23 protein-coding genes are annotated in these 17,334 nt (G+C 62.9%); 10 read left to right on the top strand and 13 right to left on the bottom strand.

Annotated features, from left to right (window positions below):
- Nucleotides 1-5: 5 nt before the first annotated feature.
- The 11 genes from ACN9MU_RS21100 to sctQ form a co-directional block, all read right to left on the bottom strand.
- Nucleotides 6-584 carry a GNAT family N-acetyltransferase gene (locus tag ACN9MU_RS21100; protein WP_426343417.1) on the bottom strand — a complete coding sequence of 193 codons (579 nt, stop codon included), beginning with the start codon at nt 582-584 and terminating at the stop codon, nt 6-8.
- Complete coding sequence (locus tag ACN9MU_RS21095; protein ID WP_426318486.1) at nt 571-1,254, bottom strand: hypothetical protein; 684 nt, start codon at nt 1,252-1,254, stop codon at nt 571-573. Before ACN9MU_RS21095 ends, ACN9MU_RS21100 begins: the two co-directional genes overlap by 14 nt.
- Nucleotides 1,232-1,987, bottom strand: coding sequence for a type III secretion system inner membrane ring lipoprotein SctJ (gene sctJ, locus ACN9MU_RS21090; RefSeq protein WP_426343416.1), 756 nt, complete (start codon nt 1,985-1,987; stop codon nt 1,232-1,234). Before sctJ ends, ACN9MU_RS21095 begins: the two co-directional genes overlap by 23 nt.
- Nucleotides 1,988-1,994: 7 nt before the next feature.
- On the bottom strand, nt 1,995-2,360 hold the full coding sequence (locus ACN9MU_RS21085) for an EscI/YscI/HrpB family type III secretion system inner rod protein (protein WP_426318484.1): 366 nt from the start codon (nt 2,358-2,360) through the stop codon (nt 1,995-1,997).
- Nucleotides 2,357-2,920, bottom strand: a complete 564-nt coding sequence (locus tag ACN9MU_RS21080) for a hypothetical protein (RefSeq protein ID WP_426162391.1) — start codon at nt 2,918-2,920, stop codon at nt 2,357-2,359. The genes ACN9MU_RS21085 and ACN9MU_RS21080 overlap by 4 nt, the downstream gene beginning before the upstream one ends.
- Before the next feature lie 56 nt (nt 2,921-2,976).
- On the bottom strand, nt 2,977-3,261 hold the full coding sequence (locus tag ACN9MU_RS21075; protein ID WP_426162390.1) for a hypothetical protein: 285 nt from the start codon (nt 3,259-3,261) through the stop codon (nt 2,977-2,979).
- A 29-nt stretch (nt 3,262-3,290) separates the two neighbouring features.
- Complete coding sequence (locus ACN9MU_RS21070) at nt 3,291-3,494, bottom strand: hypothetical protein (RefSeq protein WP_426162388.1); 204 nt, start codon at nt 3,492-3,494, stop codon at nt 3,291-3,293.
- Between the two features lie 93 nt (nt 3,495-3,587).
- Nucleotides 3,588-3,761 (bottom strand): hypothetical protein, encoded by a 174-nt coding sequence (locus tag ACN9MU_RS21065; RefSeq protein ID WP_426162387.1) that lies wholly within the window; start codon nt 3,759-3,761, stop codon nt 3,588-3,590.
- A gap of 59 nt (nt 3,762-3,820) precedes the next feature.
- Nucleotides 3,821-4,102, bottom strand: coding sequence for a type III secretion system export apparatus subunit SctS (gene sctS / locus ACN9MU_RS21060; RefSeq protein WP_426162385.1), 282 nt, complete (start codon nt 4,100-4,102; stop codon nt 3,821-3,823).
- A gap of 10 nt (nt 4,103-4,112) precedes the next feature.
- On the bottom strand, nt 4,113-4,775 hold the full coding sequence (sctR, locus tag ACN9MU_RS21055; protein WP_426162384.1) for a type III secretion system export apparatus subunit SctR: 663 nt from the start codon (nt 4,773-4,775) through the stop codon (nt 4,113-4,115).
- Nucleotides 4,772-5,806: a type III secretion system cytoplasmic ring protein SctQ gene (sctQ, locus tag ACN9MU_RS21050; protein ID WP_426343415.1), complete on the bottom strand. Its 1,035-nt coding sequence runs from the start codon at nt 5,804-5,806 to the stop codon at nt 4,772-4,774. Before sctQ ends, sctR begins: the two co-directional genes overlap by 4 nt.
- Nucleotides 5,807-5,921: 115 nt before the next feature.
- On the opposite strand from sctQ, the gene ACN9MU_RS21045 reads away from it, so the two are divergent.
- From ACN9MU_RS21045 to ACN9MU_RS21005, 9 genes are all read left to right on the top strand, one after another.
- Complete coding sequence (locus ACN9MU_RS21045; protein ID WP_426343414.1) at nt 5,922-6,644, top strand: HrpE/YscL family type III secretion apparatus protein; 723 nt, start codon at nt 5,922-5,924, stop codon at nt 6,642-6,644.
- On the top strand, nt 6,641-6,859 hold the full coding sequence (locus ACN9MU_RS21040) for a hypothetical protein (RefSeq protein ID WP_426162380.1): 219 nt from the start codon (nt 6,641-6,643) through the stop codon (nt 6,857-6,859). Before ACN9MU_RS21045 ends, ACN9MU_RS21040 begins: the two co-directional genes overlap by 4 nt.
- Complete coding sequence (locus ACN9MU_RS21035) at nt 6,856-7,275, top strand: hypothetical protein (RefSeq protein ID WP_426343413.1); 420 nt, start codon at nt 6,856-6,858, stop codon at nt 7,273-7,275. The genes ACN9MU_RS21040 and ACN9MU_RS21035 overlap by 4 nt, the downstream gene beginning before the upstream one ends.
- Nucleotides 7,269-8,864, top strand: coding sequence for a type III secretion system outer membrane ring subunit SctC (gene sctC / locus ACN9MU_RS21030; protein ID WP_426343412.1), 1,596 nt, complete (start codon nt 7,269-7,271; stop codon nt 8,862-8,864). Before ACN9MU_RS21035 ends, sctC begins: the two co-directional genes overlap by 7 nt.
- Nucleotides 8,865-8,867: 3 nt before the next feature.
- Complete coding sequence (locus ACN9MU_RS21025) at nt 8,868-9,911, top strand: hypothetical protein (RefSeq protein ID WP_426162377.1); 1,044 nt, start codon at nt 8,868-8,870, stop codon at nt 9,909-9,911.
- Nucleotides 9,912-10,092: 181 nt separating this feature from the next.
- Nucleotides 10,093-10,641 carry a fimbrial protein gene (locus ACN9MU_RS21020; RefSeq protein ID WP_426318478.1) on the top strand — a complete coding sequence of 183 codons (549 nt, stop codon included), beginning with the start codon at nt 10,093-10,095 and terminating at the stop codon, nt 10,639-10,641.
- 91 nt (nt 10,642-10,732) lie between these two features.
- A complete protein-coding gene (locus ACN9MU_RS21015) occupies nt 10,733-11,479 on the top strand; it encodes a fimbria/pilus periplasmic chaperone (protein WP_426318477.1) in 747 nt (248 codons plus the stop codon).
- 196 nt (nt 11,480-11,675) lie between these two features.
- Nucleotides 11,676-14,186, top strand: coding sequence for a fimbria/pilus outer membrane usher protein (locus tag ACN9MU_RS21010; RefSeq protein WP_426162373.1), 2,511 nt, complete (start codon nt 11,676-11,678; stop codon nt 14,184-14,186).
- Between the two features lie 204 nt (nt 14,187-14,390).
- Nucleotides 14,391-15,365 carry a fimbrial protein gene (locus tag ACN9MU_RS21005; protein ID WP_426336061.1) on the top strand — a complete coding sequence of 325 codons (975 nt, stop codon included), beginning with the start codon at nt 14,391-14,393 and terminating at the stop codon, nt 15,363-15,365.
- A gap of 309 nt (nt 15,366-15,674) precedes the next feature.
- On the opposite strand, the gene ACN9MU_RS21000 is transcribed toward ACN9MU_RS21005, so the two are convergent.
- Both ACN9MU_RS21000 and ACN9MU_RS20995 read right to left on the bottom strand, forming a co-directional pair.
- Complete coding sequence (locus ACN9MU_RS21000; RefSeq protein ID WP_426162370.1) at nt 15,675-16,019, bottom strand: helix-turn-helix domain-containing protein; 345 nt, start codon at nt 16,017-16,019, stop codon at nt 15,675-15,677.
- 158 nt (nt 16,020-16,177) lie between these two features.
- A complete protein-coding gene (locus tag ACN9MU_RS20995) occupies nt 16,178-16,525 on the bottom strand; it encodes a hypothetical protein (protein ID WP_426343411.1) in 348 nt (115 codons plus the stop codon).
- A gap of 296 nt (nt 16,526-16,821) precedes the next feature.
- Here ACN9MU_RS20995 and ACN9MU_RS20990 point away from each other — a divergent pair, with 296 nt between their 5' ends.
- Nucleotides 16,822-17,286, top strand: a complete 465-nt coding sequence (locus tag ACN9MU_RS20990; RefSeq protein WP_426343410.1) for a PliI family lysozyme inhibitor of I-type lysozyme — start codon at nt 16,822-16,824, stop codon at nt 17,284-17,286.
- Nucleotides 17,287-17,334 lie beyond the last annotated feature (48 nt).

The following is a 17,334-nucleotide window of genomic DNA, read 5'->3' as shown; positions in this document are numbered from 1 at the left end:
TGGGGTTAAACGGCGCCTGCGCGCCGCTCGGCCCGCGCGATGCGCCGTTCCATGTAGGCACGCCATTCTGGATCGTCGAAGCGTACGCCATAGATCATCACGTCGTCAACGCGGTCGCCATAGCAGGCTGCACGCGGCAGGCAGCCCCATAAACTCATGCGGAATGCGCGGGCGACCATCAGGCTTTTGCGGTTGCCGCCGAGGATCCAGCAAGAAACGGCTTCGTAGCCATGGCGCGGCGCTTCGCGGTAGACTTGGGCGATCATCTTCATCGGCAAGGATTGTCCCTGCATGTCGTGCCGCACATAGATCGACAGGTCGCCGGTACGGTGGCAGACTTCCCGGCCCCAGACGATGGCGCGCAGCAAGGCCCAGGCGACAGGCTGGCCATCGTGCTCAATCACCCAATTCAGCCAGCCGTTGCGGCGCGATTCACGCAACAAATGGCCGACGTTGGCCGCATTGCTCTTGTTCAAGGTCGGCGAATGTCCGCCGCCGTTTACGGTTTCGTTATAGATGGCAGCGATCGCTTCGGCGTCCGTTTGCAGCGCTGTGCGCCAAATGAATGATCTATTCTGTTTCAAGCTTGTGTTCCTCAACGGTGACAGGGAGAGTCGTTGCGCAATGCCAGGCGCGGACGATATGGCGCGCGGTGGCGACGTCGATCGCGGCCGGCGCCGCTCGCGGCGTCTGGCCGGCGCTGACGCCGCATGGCAGGCGCAGGCGCAGGCGTTGCCAAAGGCCAGGCGCCAAGGCTTCGCAGGCCTGCTGTAGCTGCTGCCCGCCAATGTGCATCAGGGCCGCGGCGTCAGCCGGTGGCGCGAGATCCGGTTCCAGCGGCGCCAGCGGCCGCACGCGCGCCAGCCGCAATGCGGTGCGCCACTCCAGCGCACTGCCGGCATGGGCCAGGGGCTCGGTCAAGCCGCTCCGTGTAAAACCGGGCGTGCCAGCCCACCCGGCCATGCCCAGGAAGAGTTGCACCGCCGGCAGTTGTGCAGCCTGCCACGCGGCTGCAGGCAAGGAGCGCAGGGCGGGCGCGGCGGGCGGCGCCAGCAGCGGCAAATCATAGTGCAGGCAAAACAGCCGATAGGACAGGTGTTCCGAGGCCCCGCCTTGGCGTTCCAGGGCGATCCAGGGCGCGCCATCCGTCGCCTGCTCGCGCCAGCTGGGATCGGCCCCACGCCAGGGCGCGAACCACAGCGTGCGCCAGGCGGCATCGAGCGCCTCGGAATCACATCGGGCCGTCGTCATCATGCTCGACCGTGTTCGTGACCTGCCGGCGGCGCCAGGCCCAGACGGCCGTGCTGCCGAGCGCCAGCAGCGCGGCACCGCAAACGCCCAGCCATACGAAGCGGTGATCGTCCGGCGGTGGGGGGGACGGCGTCGCCTGTTCGGCCGCGACAAATACCACTGACACGCTGTGGGCTGGGGACGGGGCGTCCGCCAGTCCGGGGATGCTGGCCAGTACCAGTTGCCGGATGCGGCTCTCGTAGGCGACCGGGTCCCAGCCCGGACGGAATTTGATCAACACGGCGCATGAGGACGGCAGCACCGGTTCTCCCGCTACGATGCGTTCAGGCAGCACCGGGTGGACGCGGGCCAGCACCACACCGTCGATTTGCGACAGGGTATTTTCCAGCTCCGCCGCCAGCACCGACAGATAGCGCGCGCGCTCTTCGGTCGGGGTGGAGATCATGCCGTCCTTCTTGAACACCTCGCCCATCCGGGCAAAGCTGTCGCGCGGCAAGCCGCGCTCGTGCAGCAGGGCGACTGCCGTGGCCAGTTCGGCTTCGCCGACACTGACGACGAAACCTTGCTTGGCACTGCTTTTGTCGGCGCTGATGCCATGGTCGCGCAGTACGGCGACGATCTCGTTGGCGTCGCCTTCGGGCAGGCCGGCATACAGCTGGAGCGGGTGTGAGCATGCGGCCAGCATCAGGCAAGCGCATAGCAATGCCGCGCGCCAGCGGCGCAGGGGAGCGGACATCGGCGGCCTAACTCAATTTGGTCAGCTGGTCCACCGCGCTCACAGTCTTGCCCACCACCTTGGCAATCAGGTCGTTCTGTACACCTTGATCGACCAGTTCATTGGTGATTTTCACGATGCTGGCGGGGTCGCGTGTGGTTTGAACCTGCTCGATCTGTCGCGCCAGGCTACGCCGGTTCCGGCCCAATGCGTCTGTCAGCTCTTGCAATGCGCTGCCGGTGCGGCCCGGCTTGAGCACGGACCCAGGCAGAGGGGCCTGCAAGGCTTGGCGAAACACATCGACGTCGCGTGCGGCTGCGCTGTCAGCACCCGCGGCGCGAAGCGTGGCGGCACGTGCCGCAGCCACGCGCCCAAGCATGGCCGGCGCGCTCATCGTGGCGCCTCCAGCAGCTCCTGTTCCGGCAGCAGTTCCTCCAGATCGATCATGACCAGCATCTTGGCCGTTTCGATCAATGCGCGGCTCAGCGGGGTAGTGGCCGGCAATTCGTCGAACGCCTCGGCCAGGAAGCGCAGCAGGTCCTGGCGTTCCATCAAGCCCTCCAGCACGCACTGCTTGTAGACGGTGATCGCCTGGCCGTATGCAGTGGCCTCTTCCTGATCGGCGTTCGGTCCTGCCTGGGCCATCGCTGCCGGGTCGGCGGGAAAATCGGCGATCTCCAGTTCGCGTGCGCGCGCCAGCATGTCGACCAGGCTGGTTTGTACATTCAGTGAGAGCTGGGCAGTACGGATGGTACTGGACAGCATGCCTAACGCTTTGTCGGCGGTATGGCGATCTGCGCCCTGCGCTACGGTGCCGTGCTGAATGAACTCGCTCCAGCGGCCGCCATCTTGCGGCGCGGCAAAGGTGCAGGGATGGTCGTCCATGAGCCGTGCGATGCATGCGCGTTGTTGTGCCAAGCGCGGAGTGATATCAAGTTTGATTGCTTCGGACATTGCTTATCCTTGAAAAAAAAGCCAGTGCGTCGGCGCAAACGCACTGGCAAAAAATGTTAGAACGGCATTTGCAACATGCGCTGGGTACCGCACATGGCATACTGGGCCAGGCCTCCCAGGAAGCCGCCGCGGAAGCCGTCGCTCATGCCCTGGAACATGGAACCGAAATTGCGCAGCATATTGCCAATGCCGTAACCCATGTTGTACTGGGGGCCGCCGAAGCCGAAGGGGCCGCCGCCGAACGGCATGCCGCCGCCGAATGGCATGCCGCCACCCGGGTTTTCATTGATATGGACGCTGCGGTCAATATAGACTGGCCGGGTATCGATAGGAGTAGCCATACTTTTCCTTTCCTTGGTTGATTAAGAAACTACAGTCGGATTGAAGTGAGAAAGCCGTAGACAGCGGTAGTCTGCTCGAGGCCGTTCTTCAAACGCGCGTTTTCCGTTTGGTACCGCATTTGTTGCCGGGCCAATTGATAAGCTTGAATCTGTGAGCTGATCGATTCGCTATTGGTCAAATCCTTTTCGTAATCCACGAAAGGATTGCTGCCGGGGGCGCTAATGTCAGGCATTTGATTCTCCTGTTGTTAAAGGGGGGGCGGCACAGTATGCCGCTTCCTCGTTAGTGCAAGGCGAAGAATGCACGGTTCGCTCTTTCGGTCTGATCAGAACGAGTTGCCAAGATTCAGACCGACCGCGTTGAGCACCTGGTGTGCGACGTTGGCAAGCGGGTTGCCAGACTGCGCAGGAGCGTTTTGTGCACCGGACGAGGCGCCGCCGCCAAGCACGCCGCCGATGACTTTTGGGATAATGCCAAGGATACCGCCGAGTAGTTGCATAAAGTTCTCCTTTAAATGCCGGCGTATGCCGGCGTGGTTGAAATGGCGATGTGAGCCGCCTATGAGCCAGGCAAGCCGTGGTAGCCCAAGCTGGCCACCGCCTGCATTGCCTGGTTGGTGAGCGTGAACAGTTCGAGTCCCATCCAGCGCCCGCTGATTGCCAGAGTTAAACCCACGGCAAGCAATTTGAATGAAAACGGCAAGGCCTGGTCTTGAATCGACAACAGCGTCTGCACCAGCGACAGCACTACACCGACCAGTACCGCCACCGCCAGGGGCGGTCCGGATAGCCAAAGTACGAGCAGCATGCCGCGCTGGAATAACGCAATTGTTTCGACCATATCCTTTCTCCTATGTGTAAGACAGCATCAATCCTTCCGCCAGCTTGCTCCAGCCGTCGACCATGACGAACAGCAGCATCTTCAGCGGCAAAGACACCACCATCGGCGACACCATCTGCATGCCAAGCGCCAGCAGGACATTCGACAGCAGCAGGTCGATCACCACAAAAGGCACATACAGCACAAAACCAACCTGGAAAGCCACTGTCAGCTCCGAGACGACGAATGCCGGAATCACAACGGCGTAATCGCGGTCGCTGGCCTCGTTGGCCAGGGTGGTGCCGCGCCACTGGCGCTGCGCCAACGCCAGGAAATGGCTGCGCGTTTCAGGGGCGGTGTGCTGGATCATGAAGCTGCGCAGCGGCTCGCCCGCGCGCGCCATCTCGCCAAGCGACAGGCCCGCGGTCCGTTCAGTCACAGTGCCGCCTTGCCCGGGCAAGCGTGCCGCCGCGTCATGAAACACCGGCGCCATCACCATCAGGCTGATCGCCAGCGCCACACCATAGATGGCGATGCTGGGCGGCACCTGTTGCACGCCGATGGCGTTACGCACAATGACCAGCACCATTGAAACCTTGAGAAAGCAGGTGGTGCAAATTAACAATAGCGGAAGCAGCGACAGCGCCGCCAGGAAGAGGGCGATGCCGATCGGGTCGACGTTGCTAATGCTCACGCGCCGCCTTCCAGCTTGATGATTTCGACCGCGAGCGTGCCGTCAACCTCGATCAGTTCGCCGGAGCCGATGCGGCGGCCGTTAGCGACGATGTCGACTGCCGGGCGCGCCGGCATTGACAACTCGATGACGGCGCCGGACGCCAGGCTGCGCAGCTCGTTGACAGTGAAGTTCGCATGTCCAGCGACGAAGTCGACCCGGATCGGTAAGTCGTCCAGAGCAACCGGCGCGTCGGCGCCATCGATTTCGCTTTCCCATTCCGTGCTGTCGTGTTCCATGCTTGCGCTTCTCCAAGAGTCAAAGTAGAGGGTGCCGTCGCTTGCCGTGTAAGCGATCAGTGCGTGCCGGCCGAGCTTGATGCGCACGCGGTTGTCTGAACCGTAGTACTGCATCGCAATGCGCACGGCATCGCCGGGCCGCAGGGTACGTAGCGTGCGTGCCGTAAGGTGTGAGGTGCCCAGCCACAGCCGCCCGTGGCACGGCAGGGCATCGACGGCGGGGCAAGCCGGCGGTGCGCCGGCTTGCCAGCCGTCGCAGTGCAGCCATGGCAGTGCACTGGCTGCCGGGCAGCGCAGCGCAGCGCTATGGCGAAAACCATTGCTACCGCAAAGGGTAAGCAGCAAGTGGACGTCGTCGGATGCTGCGGCAACGGGCTGTGTACTGCACGTAGCGTCGCCGCCGAGCGCTTGACGCAGGTCGTCATCGACCATGCCCCAGGCAAGCTGCAGCATGTCATGCATTACCGCAGCCGGCCAAGCGGGATCGAGCGCAATTCCGCCCGCAATCTGCAGCAGGGTGAATTCCCCTATCTGCAATTCACCGTGTGCATTGCGGAGCGCAAAGCCTGCCTCAACTGCGCCTGCCGCGGGCAACGCGGAACGACGCAACTCGAAAGATTGCCATGGTCCTTGCGTTGCCTTCCAGATCAACCCGCTTGCCAGCCTGCGTGCCAGCTGCGCTTGCGCGGCGGGCATGCTGCGCAACGAGACGCGGCGGGCAGGGTGGCTGGATGGTGTGGTGTTGGCTGGCATTGGCGACCTTTCGGCATAGCGCCCCTAGGGCTTGGGCTGTAGTGGCACGCCGCCAGCGAACGGTTCGCCAAAAAAAATACTGAACCGGCACCGCGGGCCAGCGCACTAAGCAGGCATGAATGATGAGTTGAATCCAGCTTTACTGATGCCGGTTGTGCGTCGTTTGCGGCTTGCTCCCGGTATGCCGCGCACGCCGGACGACGTGGTCCTGCCGCGCGAGCAGCTCGCCACCTGGCAGGAAGGCATGGAGCTGCTGCAATCCATGCGTGCGGCAGGGCAGGAAGAGGTCGAGGCAATGCGCCTCGCGGCGCAGGTCGAAGCCGAGGCAATCCGCGCGGCGGCCTACGACGATGCGGATGCCGTGCGCGCCGCGGCAGCCGACGATGCCCTGGCGCTGAAGCAGGAAGCCAGCCAGATGGTGTGGCGCGAAGCGCATGCTTTGCTGGAAGAGTTGCGGGGCCAGCGTGCGGCGTTGCAAACGGAGGCGGGACGTATGCTGGCACGACTGGCGCGGACGGCATTGCGGCGCCTGTTGCTTGAAGTGCCGCCAGGCTGGCCGGCGGTGTCCAGTGTGCGCCTTGTGTTGCGCGAATGGCGTGCGGCAGCTGGCACAAGCCAGGCGGTGCTGCGAGTGCATGCGCAAGACTATGACAGCTTGGCGGCGGAACTGCGCAGCGGTGACGCCTGGCAGTCCGTGGCCGATGCCTCGGTGGCGTCTGGGACATGTGTACTGACCGCTGGCGGGAGTGAACTGTCAGCCAATTTTTCCGCCAGCGTGAGCAGTCTCGTGGCAGCACTGGGCCGGCATGCGGGCGATATTTCGGAGGAAGCGCAATGAGTTACAACAATCCCTTGAGCCGTTTTGTCAGCGGCTTCGGCAACACCCTGCAGAATTTTGACAAAGCCATGAACGACCTCAGTCCTAGCGATCCGGCGCAACAGAAAGCTTACGTCGCGGCCTTTCAGGAAGTGCAAATGGCAGTGTGGGCTGCCAAAGTCGCCACCCAACGGCGCCATAGCTTGCTCTCGAAAATCATGACGGAGATCCGATGACGGATGGCCTGCCGACGCCAGTGACGGCTGGCATGGAGATGGAGGCGCTGCACGCCGCGGCTGTCGCCAGCCTGGCCAGTCTGGAGCAAACCGGATCGGCTGAAATCGCGCTGCCGGGACGCACGCTGCAGCTTTCGCTGCACGAGGACTCCGCATGGCTAACAGGTGAACTGGCGCTGGCGCAGCCACTGGACGATGTGCTGTTTGCGCGTTTATGTGCCATGGCGCTGCCGGCCAGCGCGCATCATGCTGCCAGCCTCAGCTATAGCCATGCGGCTGCCGCATTGCGCTTCGTGCGTCGCCTGCCGGCACGGGACAGGGCTTCCCTGCTGCACGAAATCGAGGCGATGCTGAACCAGATCGACGCCTGGCTGCTTTTGCTCACATCGGCCCCAGCAGGAGGGCGAGCATGCTGAGACCGTTGGGCCAATTGGCTGCAGGCGCGGCACTGCTGCTGGCGCTGGGCGTGTCCGTCACGCCTTGTTCCGCTGCCATGCCCGCTTCCTGGAACGATACGCTGTACAGCTATCGCGGCGAAGCATCGACCCTGGGCGAGCGCCTGCAAGCGTTTGCCCGCACCATGGGCTTGCGTCTGAGTCTGCAGGATGGCGCCCTGACCCGCGCGCCGGTGCCGTTCGATCCACATGCGGCTCAGGCCAGCGTCTACCTGGACCGCCTGGCGGCGGCGCAGCGCTTCCAGTGGTTCGTCTATCACGGGGTGCTGTATGTGTCGGCTGCGGATGCACAGGTGACCGAGCGTGTCAGTTTGGCCGGCCTTGATAGCGCGGGCGCGCGCCAGGCCTTGGAGGGCCTCGGTCTGTTTGAGTCCAAGTTCGGATGGGGAGGTGGTGACGATAGCAACAGCACGGTAATTGTCGCCGGTCCGCCAGACTATGTCCGCCTGCTAAAGAGCGTTCTGGAGCATAAGGACGAGAACAAGGAGACGCCGCAGCCCATGCTGTTCCGCCTGAAATACGCACTTGCGGCCGATCATCAAACCACTGTACGCGAGCAGCTCTTGATTCAGCCGGGTGTGGCAACGCTGCTCAGCCAGATGGTGGCGGGGCGACGTCCCGAGCCCTTTGGCGGGCCGGGACCGATCGCCCTGGCACGTGCGGCGCAACGCAACGAACCGGTGCCGCCAGGCGCGCCTCCGGCCGCGCCGGTACCTGCGACCGTCGAAGCTTATGCGCCCTTGAATGCCGTGCTGGTACGCGACCTGCCCGAACGGCGCGCCATGTACCAGGACTTGATCACGGCACTGGATGTGCCGGTCGAGCAGGTGGAAATCCTGGTGACCATCGTCGACGCCAAGCGCGGCACGCTGCGCGATTGGTCGGCCGGCCTGTCGCTGCAGGGCGGAAAGATGGGGGCCCGGTTTTCTCACGCTGGCGGCGATGCTGAGCAAGGTGGCGCCAATCTTGTGTTGTGGTCGCTCGGCAAGCTGAATCTGGAAATGCGTGCACTGGAATCGGAAGGCGCGCTGCGCGTGGTGTCGCGTCCCTCGCTGCTCACGCTCGACAATGTCGATGCTGTGCTGGACATGAGCCAGTCGGCTTACGTCAAGCTGCTGGGCGAGCGCACTGCCGACTTGAAGAGCTTGACCGCCGGCACCTTGCTGAAGGTGACCCCGCGCGTGATTGCCGATGCAGCCGACCCCACCATCCATCTGCTGGTGGACATCGAGGACGGCAGGCTGATCACGGCAGGCGACGGTAGCAGCAGTGCGACGACCGAGCGCAATAGTATCAGCACCCAAGCCCTGGTGCACCCGGGCCAGGCCCTGGTGGTCGGGGGCTACCGCCGCGAACAAACGCAAAACGGACAGGAGCGCGTTCCCGTGTTGAGCAAGATTCCACTGCTGGGGCGCTTGTTCTCGGCCGACAGCGATAAGAAGGATGAGCTGGAGCGCCTGTTCATTCTAACGGCGCGCGTCGTGGGACACGACGCGGCAGCGGACGCTACCTTGCCTGTACCAAGCGCCTCCCATTCAGACAAAGGCTAAGCGATGGCAGAAGCGATTTCACGTGGTGCGTTCCCCACCTACGTCCCGCGCGAGCAAGCAAAGGCGGATGGCCCGAGCCAGGGAGGGTATTCGCAGCAAGGCCTGGTCAACGCCATGGAAGAACTGACCTTCCAGGTCAGCGAAGTGGTGGAAGCGACCCAGCTCGCGCTGGAGCAGCGTTTCGATGTGGACATGCACGCCCTGCATGACGAAGAAGAGGCGTCAGTGGAGGAAGTGTGCGCCGTGCTGCGTCTGTTGGAGGGACGCGACCTGTTCGATCAGCTGCGCGGCCGTGCGCGCCTGTTCGCCAAGGCCTTCAGCGAAGGGCGGCGCGAGGCGATGGATTACCTGACCGATGGCCTGCAGCCGCAGCACCGCTGGGCGGTGCTGCGCCTTGCCACCCGGGCCATGGCCGACGAATCGGCCAACCGGCTTAATGCCGAGGCCCATGCGCTGGCCATGCAGTATCCGGCGCCGCTGAACAGTATTTTCCGCGCCTTGCCGGCGATGCGCGCCGCGCCGCCCCCCGCGCCAACGTCGCCATTGCCTGGCGTGGAGCGCCACTACTGCGAGCTGCTGGCCAGCAAGCCGACGGTGCGCACCGTGCTCGATGTGCTGGCCGAAGTGGGCGGAACCACCGATGCGACCAAGACGTTGAACGCCATGCAAAGTGCCTGGGCTGGGCAAGTGGGACGGTTGGAGCAGATCGCCGTGTTCATCATTGTCAGCCGCCTGGCAGGGGCGGTGCGCACCATGGTCGAACACGGGAGGGCGCTACAGCGCTACCCGGGGGCCGTGGCAGGCGATGCCGTGCTGCCGTTCAAACATGCGCGGGCCATGATCGACATCGCCAATTCTTCGGTGCCGGCCGGCATGCTGGACAAGCTGGCCGCCGCCGTGCTGGGACAATCGGCGCCGCGCAAACGGCGCCAGGCCTTGTTCAGTTATTTGTACGGGCAAGCGCTGCGCTGGCCGGACCTGGTGTGGACGACACCCGACAGCAAGCCGCTTGTGCTGCAGCAGCTGGTACGCAAGCAATCGAATTGAGACGGGGGCTCCGGAGCGAAGGTGAGCTGGTCCTAGTCGCCATCGCGCCGGTGTGAACCCGTCTTAGAAAGTGGCGTCGCAGTTTCGCTCTCGGACTACGCGCCGCTAGGATGCACCTCGCATCACGCAGCCGGACTAACCGGTCCGGTTTTTAAATCTACTTTCATTTGAAAGGCATTACATGAAACACTCCAAAGCAAACCTGATCGTTGGCGCACTGCTGGCCGCTGCTTCCATCGTGCCGGCTGTATCGCACGCAGCGGATGGCACCATCACCTTCACCGGCAAGGTGCTGGCTCAATCTTGCAAGGTCAACACTGGTAAGGGCGATCTCACTGTAGCGCTGCCATCTGCTGTCGCTGGGTCGCTGGCTACGGCAGGCCAGCGCGCCGGCCGTGTTCCATTCACGCTGAGCCTGACCGAGTGTGACGACCAAGCGGGCAAGGTAAGCGCGCTCTTCGTGCCTGGTGCGCTGGATGCCAATTCCGGCAAGCTGAAAAACAACCTGACGGGTAAGGACGCCGCTACCAACGTCGGCATTGCGCTGCTGAACAGTGACGGTAAGGACATGAATCTGGCTGCCGTTACCCCGGCGGACCAAGGTTCGAGCGCTGCTACCGTGTCCGGCAAGAAGGCCGAACTGAAGTACTTCGCCGAGTACGCTGCGCTGGGCGCGGCGACCCCCGGTGCCGTGACTTCCACTGCGACTTACACCATCCAGTACCTGTGATGCATTAAGTAAGCAGGGCGTCGATGGCTTGGCTGGGCATCGGCGCCTTTTTCAGCACGTATTTCAATTTGACCAAGATCGGAATCGCGATATGTTAGTACGACCTTCTTTCTTTTCGATGCTGCTGGCGGTGGGTATGGTGATCAGTGCCGGCACGGCCAACGCCAACATTATCATTTCCGGCACCCGTGTTATCTATCCGGCCGACGAGCGCGAAGTCACGGTTAAGCTGAGTAATGAAGGCAAGACTCCGGTGCTGGCCCAAGTGTGGCTGGACGACGGCGATGCCTCCGCTACGCCGGGCTCGGCCAAAGTGCCTTTTGCTCTGACGCCACCCTTGTCCCGCATAGATCCGCGTAAGGGACAGCACCTGCGCCTGATGTACACGCATGACGCGCTGCCGAAGGATAAGGAATCCCTATTCTGGCTCAACGTTCTGGAAGTGCCGCCGCGCGCCGAAAAAGGGGAACGTCCGCAGAATATGCTGCAGCTGGCTATTCGCAGCCGTATCAAAGTATTTTTCCGTCCCGCGGGCCTGCCGGGAGACCCGCGTGACGCCGCGGCCAAAGTGCACTGGGCCTGGAGAAAGGCCGAGTCAGGGAACTACGTCCTGACCGCAACCAATCCCACTCCTTACCACGTTACGTTCAGCAAGCTGACTGCGAGCGCCGGCAATGCCAGCTATGAAAGCGAGGCGGGCGGTATGGTGGCGCCCGGTGCGACCCAGGAATTTCCGGTCGGGCACCTGAGCGCTGCGCCAGCCGGTGCGCTCAAGGTCAAGTACACCTTCCTCAACGACTACGGCGGCGGCTCTAACGGCGACGTTGCCGCGCCCTGAACAGCATTTCCCGCTTGCAGTAGCGCGGCAGCTCCGCGCCCCCTTAACTGAACGAATCATCACTATGAGTTATCACCAACCACCCTCCGGGTGCGGACGCGACCGTCTTGTGTTGCGCCGCATCTGTGCGGCAATGCTGGGCGTTTTTTCTGTCCATCTGTGCCTGCCAGCCAGTGCCGAAAGCAGTTCGGAGTCGATGCAATTCAATGAGCAATTTCTGATGGGCGGTGGCGGCGGTGCCGTCGACCTGTCGCGCTTTGCGCGCGGCAACCCGGTGACGCCGGGAGATTACCTGGTTGACCTTATCGTCAACGGCGAATGGCGCGGACGCACTTCAGTACGCTTTGTTGCCAGCCCCGGTGTCGCGAATGCTAGTGCTTGTCTTGACAAGGCGCTGATCGGCCGCCTTGGTCTCGATTACGCTATTCTGTCCAGCAGGAGCCGCGCCGAGCTGGCGCAAGCGCAGGCGGGCCAGTGCGCTGCGCTGGGCCGACTCGTCCCGGCTGCCACCGAGCACTTCGACACGGGCGAACTGCGCCTGGAGTTGAACCTGCCGCAGGCGGCGTTGCTGAAACAGCCACGCGGTTACGTCAGCCCCGAGCTGTGGGATGCCGGCGTAACGTCGGCTACGCTGGCATATGATTTCAACACCTTCCACAGCGGCCGCGACACCAGCGACTACCTGGGCTTGCGCGCCGGCTTGAATATCGGCGACTGGCACCTGCGCCATAACTCATCGATGATGCGCGACAACAAGGGGCGGCGCAGTTTCGACAATATCTCCACTTACGTTCAGCGTGATCTGCCGTCGCTGCAGAGCCAGCTGCGCGTGGGCGACGCCTTCACCGATGGCGCCGTGTTCGATAGCATTGGCATCCGAGGCCTGACCGTGGCGACCGACGACAATATGCTGCCCGATTCGCTGCGCGGCTATGCACCGCTGATCCAGGGGGTGGCGCGTACGAATGCGCGCGTCACGGTGACCCAGAACGGCATGACGCTGCTGGAAACCACCGTGGCCCCCGGCCCATTCAAGATCAGTGACCTGTACGCCACCGGTTATGGCGGCAATCTGCTGGTGACGGTGACGGAGGCAGACGGCAGCCAGCATAGCTCGGTGGTGCCGTTTGCCTCGGTCGCGCAACTGCTGCGGCCAGGCACCATGCGTTACAGCGTATCGGCTGGGCGCTTGCGGGATGGCCGCTTGAACAATGGCGATGCCTTGTTGCAGGGTACCTTGCAGCGTGGCCTGAACAATATGGTAACCGCCTATGGCGGTGTGACCGCCACCCAGCACTATTGGGCTGTGACGGGGGGCGCCGCCTTCAATACTTCGCTGGGCGCTTTGTCCGCCGACCTGACCCAGGCGCGCGCGGAGTTCGCGCGTACCGCACCGGCCACGGGGCAGAGTCTGCGTCTGCGTTACAGCAAGCGCATGGCCTCGACCGGTACCAACTTCAGCCTGGCGGCCCTGCGCTATTCCTCGCGCGGCTATTGGAACTTGAGCGATACGGCGCTGGTGCGCGATTACCAGGCTCGCGGCTGGGAATCGCTGAGCATCGATCGCCCACGTGAACAATTGCAGTTGATGCTGAGTCAAGAGTTCGGGGAAGGCGGCGGCGTGCTGTCGCTGTCCGGTGTCGCTGGCCGCTATTGGAACCGGCCAGGGGCGGGGACCGATTTCACTTTGCGCTACAACAACTCTCTGACCGCGTTGGGCACCAATGTCAGTTACGACATTTCAGCCGGCCGCCAGCGCGACATGCTGAGCGGGCAGATGGATAATCGCATTGCCCTGCGCCTGTCGGTGCCGTTCGGCCGTGGCACACAGGCGCCGATGATGTCGCTGAGCGCCACCCACGATCGCGGCGGCACCAGCCAACTTGCCGAGCTGAGCGGAAGCTATGGTGAAGACAATGCCCTCAGTTACGGCGTGCGGGCTGGGCACGGACAGGATGCCGATTTCGGCGCCAATGTCTCTTACCGGACGCAATTTGCAGCGCTGCGTGCCACCGGCAGCCGCAGCCAGGGCTATTCGCAATGGTCGGGCGGAGTATCCGGCGGCGTGGTGGTGCACCCTGGCGGCGTGACGCTGGCGAACGATCTGGGCGATACAGTCGCCGTATTGGAAGCGAAGTCGGCCAAAGGGGCCAGCGTCTTCAATGCGCCAGGTGTGAAGGTCGACGGACGAGGTTATGCGGTGGTGCCGTACATGACGCCATATCGCATGAACAATGTCGAAATCGATCCCAAAGGCGCGGCAAGCAATGTTGACTTTACGAGCACCAGCGCACAAGTGGCGCCACGTGCCAATTCGGTGGTGATGGTGCGCTTTGGTACCGTGACCGGACGTGCCGCGCTTCTCACATTGACCGGCGCCGATGGTGCTCCATTGCCGTTCGGTTCGACTGTCCGCGACGCTCAAGGTGTCGAGGTTGGCGTTGTCGGACAGGGGGGGCAGCTGTACGTGCGTGGAATCGAGGATAGAGGCCACCTTTACGCGGATTGGGGTGATGGAGCAGCACAGCGTTGCGACTTCGACTATCACTTGCAGCAGCAAGCGGGAGCGGCGAGCCCATTTTCCCGTAGCAGTGCAGTCTGTGTGGCGCAGCACCGGACGGCGGATGAATCCAGTGTCAAGCAAGGTCCGACAGGGCCGGGCGCGCTGACCGAATCTGCTTCAAATGCCGCATCGGGTTCGCCATGAAGAAATTTCCGGTGTCGCGTGGAAGCCATTTCAACGCCATCTGTCTGCATCGCGGCCGCGTTTCTCGTCTGGCCCGATTATGCGCCAGCGCACGTAAAGCAGGCACTTGCAATGGGCCTGCTGCCCACCACTACCTGACTTCCCATCGGCGTGTCGCGCTGACGTTCATCCACCCAGACATATCATCAGTTCAGGAGAACCATAATGTTTTTAGTGAAACTTCCTGCCATGTGGCGCAGGTTTGCCGTTGGTCTTGGCCTCGTGGTCGCCAGCTTTTCCGCGCACGCGACGTGCACGCTTATCAGTCCCCCGATGCAGCCTCTCAATAAGCTGATGTTGCCAGCTTTCGGTACCGACGACGACTCATTTGGTAGCTCGACAAGTTACCCCATGAAGCTTAGCTTTCACTGTGATAAAACCACGCTGGGCGTACAAGTCTATTATCAGATTCCTTTTGAATCAACGGATGGGGGCTGGGCATGGAAGACGGGAATCCCGGGCATTGGCATGATATTGCGTGACAGCGAGGGCAATATCGTTCGGGAGCGCAAAGGCTTGCTGTTCGACACGAGCACCATCATAGATGAGGGGGGCAAGAATTTCGATAAGACGTTTTCGATTCAGCTGACCCGATGGGCTCTTGGGGCGACCTCGGTGGTGGGGGATGTGTCCAGCGAAGTGATGCGGTTCACGGACAAATGGATGTGGAAGGAACACGATGCGGGAGCGTGGCAATTCAAGGTGAAGTTTGTTCGTCCGACCTGCACAGCGCAAGTTTCCCAGAGCGAGGTTAGGCTGAACGAGGTGCGAGCGTCGGACCTGAGCACCATCGGGAGCGAAGCTGGCGAAACGCCATTCCAGGTCCGGCTGCTTTGCTACGCTGGAGCCGAACCGTCTATCTACCTATCGGACGCGAATGGAAACGGAAAGGATGGCGATCTGCTAACGCCGGCTGCCGGCTCCGAAGTCAAAGGTGTGCAGCTGCGCATTGCGCGCGATGGCAAGCCGGTGCGTCTGGGCGGGCCTGGCAACAAGTGGTCACTTGGCCGAATCGCCAACACTTGGCACTATCCACAGGGGCCAGTGCAGATCCCGCTCAGTGTGCGTTATGTGGCGACGGGCAAAGTTACGCCCGGTATTATTCGCAGCATGGCCACATTCACCATAACTTATGACTGACGACTAAGTCGGCTAGCCGAGCGCGCTTGGGCGGGACGTTAAAAGCGCCGGCACTGGCGGGCCCGGCGCGCGCAATGACGTATCGGATTGGACAACTGGCAGGTCACGTGCTGCGGCAGCAAAGTCCAGGAAGAGGCCCTGGTGTACTAACAGGAGAAGGTTCCTTTGAGTGTACGCTATGAGTCGACCGGCCGCCAGATCAGTCCCGGTATCACCAAGGGCGCTGAGACGGTCACCCTGGTGTATCACTGGGGCGCCCACGTGCCCCGCGCGCAGGGGTTAGTTGGGGCGGGAAACTACCGCGCTGGCTTAAAAGCGCCGGCCCTGGCGTGCCCTGTGCGCGCAGGCGCGCAGCGGCGCCGACAGCTGGCATGTCACTTGGCTGGGGAGGAGGGTCCAGGTCGAAGTTCCGGTGTGCCAACGAAAATCCCCCCCGAGAAAGCGCAGCTCGCGGAGCGGCAGTCCGGTCATCTCATGGATGCGCAGCAGCAGCTCGGAGGATACCGGGCAGTGCCGGTGGCGGATTTTGCTGATGGTGGTGCGAGTGACCTGCAACCGGTCGGCGAGGGCGGCGTCGTAGCGCAAACCGAGCCAGAATTTGACGGTGTCGAGCAGCATGTCGGGGTTGTAGACGGCATGTTCGGGCGTTTTCATGTTCATATCGATAGCAGCGCCAGGCTGTGGTTATCATCAGGGTGCCGGGATTGGCGTGAAGAATTATCCCGGCGGGTCAGATGGCCCACAGGCGTGTGCTGCAATTACCGGACGAGATTACGCCGCCGCGTTGCGGCTGCGCTCGCGGGGAGGAATGGTCAGGCCAGGTGATCGAGGGCGGTTGCCAGTTCGGCGTCGAACTGGCCGAGGCGCTGCTGGAGTTGCTCCAGCGCCGGCGCCACGTTGATCGCGTTCTGACGCAAGGCCTCTTCCAGGTGTTCAAAATCGGCGCGCAGGCGCTCGCCGGTCACGAACATGAGCATGCTTTTCAGACGATGGGTGGCGCTGCGGCAAACCTCGTGGCGGCCAGTCTCCGCCTCGCTGCGGATGATGGCAAGGTCGGCCGACAGGTGCTGGCGCACTTGCGTCAGCAAGTTGCGCAGAGCATCAGCATCGTAGAGTTCCTGCAGCTCGTCGAGGTCGAGCAGCGGCGTGTCGTCTGACATAAGGGTTTCCCGGGAGCAGTGTCCAACCGCTATTGTGCCAGCTTTCGCGACACTGGGGCAGGACGCGGTGTCGCCGTGCTGGACGGGAGTGGAGATAAGCAGTTCCGGCATGGATGATCCTCTGAATCGAGATGTCGTGGATCATGCATGCTAAAACGTCAAGTGCGGCGCGGTGCTGGCGCGCGGGTTTACCGGACCGTCGGCAGTGCTGCAGTGATTCGGTCCGAGAAATGCAGCGATCCGCGCTGTCTTGGGCGGAAGGCGTCTATGCTGGGTGGCTTTTAGCAAGGAGGCCTATGCGATCCTGCAAACTGCTGGCTTTCGCCGGGCTCCTTGCCCTGTCGAACGCTGCCTGCCGCGCGGACGATTCCGGGCGCGTTGTCCGGAAACTAGCCGTGGGGCGCCAGTATACGGCAGTGGTGGCGGAGGGCGACTGTGAAGCGCGCTCGATCGGCAGCTACAGCGTGCGCCTGTATTCGAGCGCCGGCGCTGCGCCGGGCGACGACACTGTGTTCTACGAGGCCGGTCTGGTCTTGCCGCGCGACGGCAGCGTGGAAAAAATCATGCTGGACAGGCTCGATGGCAAGGCGGACAGCCTGATCGTGATCATGCGCAGCGCCGGTTCCGGATCCTTCCTGGCGGCCGACGCGTTCAGCGTTGCGAACGGCAAGCTTGCCTTGCGCGCCAGCGTCGGCGGGCTGTCGCCTCAGGCCGACCCGATAACCGTGCTGCGTGCCGCGCTGTCGCGCCGCCGGCGTTGAGCGTGCGCGCCCGGGGAGCGCCCACCAAGCGATTAAAACGAAAGGAAT

This window comes from Pseudoduganella sp. R-32, from assembly GCF_049913245.1.
Taxonomy (GTDB): Bacteria; Pseudomonadota; Gammaproteobacteria; order Burkholderiales; family Burkholderiaceae_D; genus Rugamonas.
The sequence above is the reverse complement of the archived record's forward strand: the minus strand, read 5'-3'. Positions and strand labels throughout refer to the sequence as shown.

Excerpts from the sequence above, each read along its gene's own strand:
- ACN9MU_RS21000 (WP_426162370.1), bottom strand. The coding sequence starts at position 16,019 with ATGAAAACGCCCGAACATGCCGTCTACAACCCCGACATGCTGCTCGAC.
- sctC (WP_426343412.1), top strand. The coding sequence starts at position 7,269 with ATGCTGAGACCGTTGGGCCAATTGGCTGCAGGCGCGGCACTGCTGCTG.
- ACN9MU_RS21035 (WP_426343413.1), top strand. The coding sequence starts at position 6,856 with ATGACGGATGGCCTGCCGACGCCAGTGACGGCTGGCATGGAGATGGAG.
- ACN9MU_RS21080 (WP_426162391.1), bottom strand. The coding sequence starts at position 2,920 with ATGTCCGAAGCAATCAAACTTGATATCACTCCGCGCTTGGCACAACAA.
- sctS (WP_426162385.1), bottom strand. The coding sequence starts at position 4,102 with ATGGTCGAAACAATTGCGTTATTCCAGCGCGGCATGCTGCTCGTACTT.
- ACN9MU_RS21005 (WP_426336061.1), top strand. The coding sequence starts at position 14,391 with ATGTTTTTAGTGAAACTTCCTGCCATGTGGCGCAGGTTTGCCGTTGGT.
- ACN9MU_RS20995 (WP_426343411.1), bottom strand. The coding sequence starts at position 16,525 with ATGTCAGACGACACGCCGCTGCTCGACCTCGACGAGCTGCAGGAACTC.
- ACN9MU_RS21020 (WP_426318478.1), top strand. The coding sequence starts at position 10,093 with ATGAAACACTCCAAAGCAAACCTGATCGTTGGCGCACTGCTGGCCGCT.
- ACN9MU_RS21095 (WP_426318486.1), bottom strand. The coding sequence starts at position 1,254 with ATGATGACGACGGCCCGATGTGATTCCGAGGCGCTCGATGCCGCCTGG.
- ACN9MU_RS21015 (WP_426318477.1), top strand. The coding sequence starts at position 10,733 with ATGTTAGTACGACCTTCTTTCTTTTCGATGCTGCTGGCGGTGGGTATG.
- sctQ (WP_426343415.1), bottom strand. The coding sequence starts at position 5,806 with ATGCCAGCCAACACCACACCATCCAGCCACCCTGCCCGCCGCGTCTCG.
- ACN9MU_RS21075 (WP_426162390.1), bottom strand. The coding sequence starts at position 3,261 with ATGGCTACTCCTATCGATACCCGGCCAGTCTATATTGACCGCAGCGTC.
- ACN9MU_RS21025 (WP_426162377.1), top strand. The coding sequence starts at position 8,868 with ATGGCAGAAGCGATTTCACGTGGTGCGTTCCCCACCTACGTCCCGCGC.
- sctJ (WP_426343416.1), bottom strand. The coding sequence starts at position 1,987 with ATGTCCGCTCCCCTGCGCCGCTGGCGCGCGGCATTGCTATGCGCTTGC.
- ACN9MU_RS21070 (WP_426162388.1), bottom strand. The coding sequence starts at position 3,494 with ATGCCTGACATTAGCGCCCCCGGCAGCAATCCTTTCGTGGATTACGAA.
- ACN9MU_RS21085 (WP_426318484.1), bottom strand. The coding sequence starts at position 2,360 with ATGAGCGCGCCGGCCATGCTTGGGCGCGTGGCTGCGGCACGTGCCGCC.
- ACN9MU_RS21065 (WP_426162387.1), bottom strand. The coding sequence starts at position 3,761 with ATGCAACTACTCGGCGGTATCCTTGGCATTATCCCAAAAGTCATCGGC.
- ACN9MU_RS21045 (WP_426343414.1), top strand. The coding sequence starts at position 5,922 with ATGAATGATGAGTTGAATCCAGCTTTACTGATGCCGGTTGTGCGTCGT.
- ACN9MU_RS21040 (WP_426162380.1), top strand. The coding sequence starts at position 6,641 with ATGAGTTACAACAATCCCTTGAGCCGTTTTGTCAGCGGCTTCGGCAAC.
- ACN9MU_RS20990 (WP_426343410.1), top strand. The coding sequence starts at position 16,822 with ATGCGATCCTGCAAACTGCTGGCTTTCGCCGGGCTCCTTGCCCTGTCG.
- ACN9MU_RS21010 (WP_426162373.1), top strand. The coding sequence starts at position 11,676 with ATGCAATTCAATGAGCAATTTCTGATGGGCGGTGGCGGCGGTGCCGTC.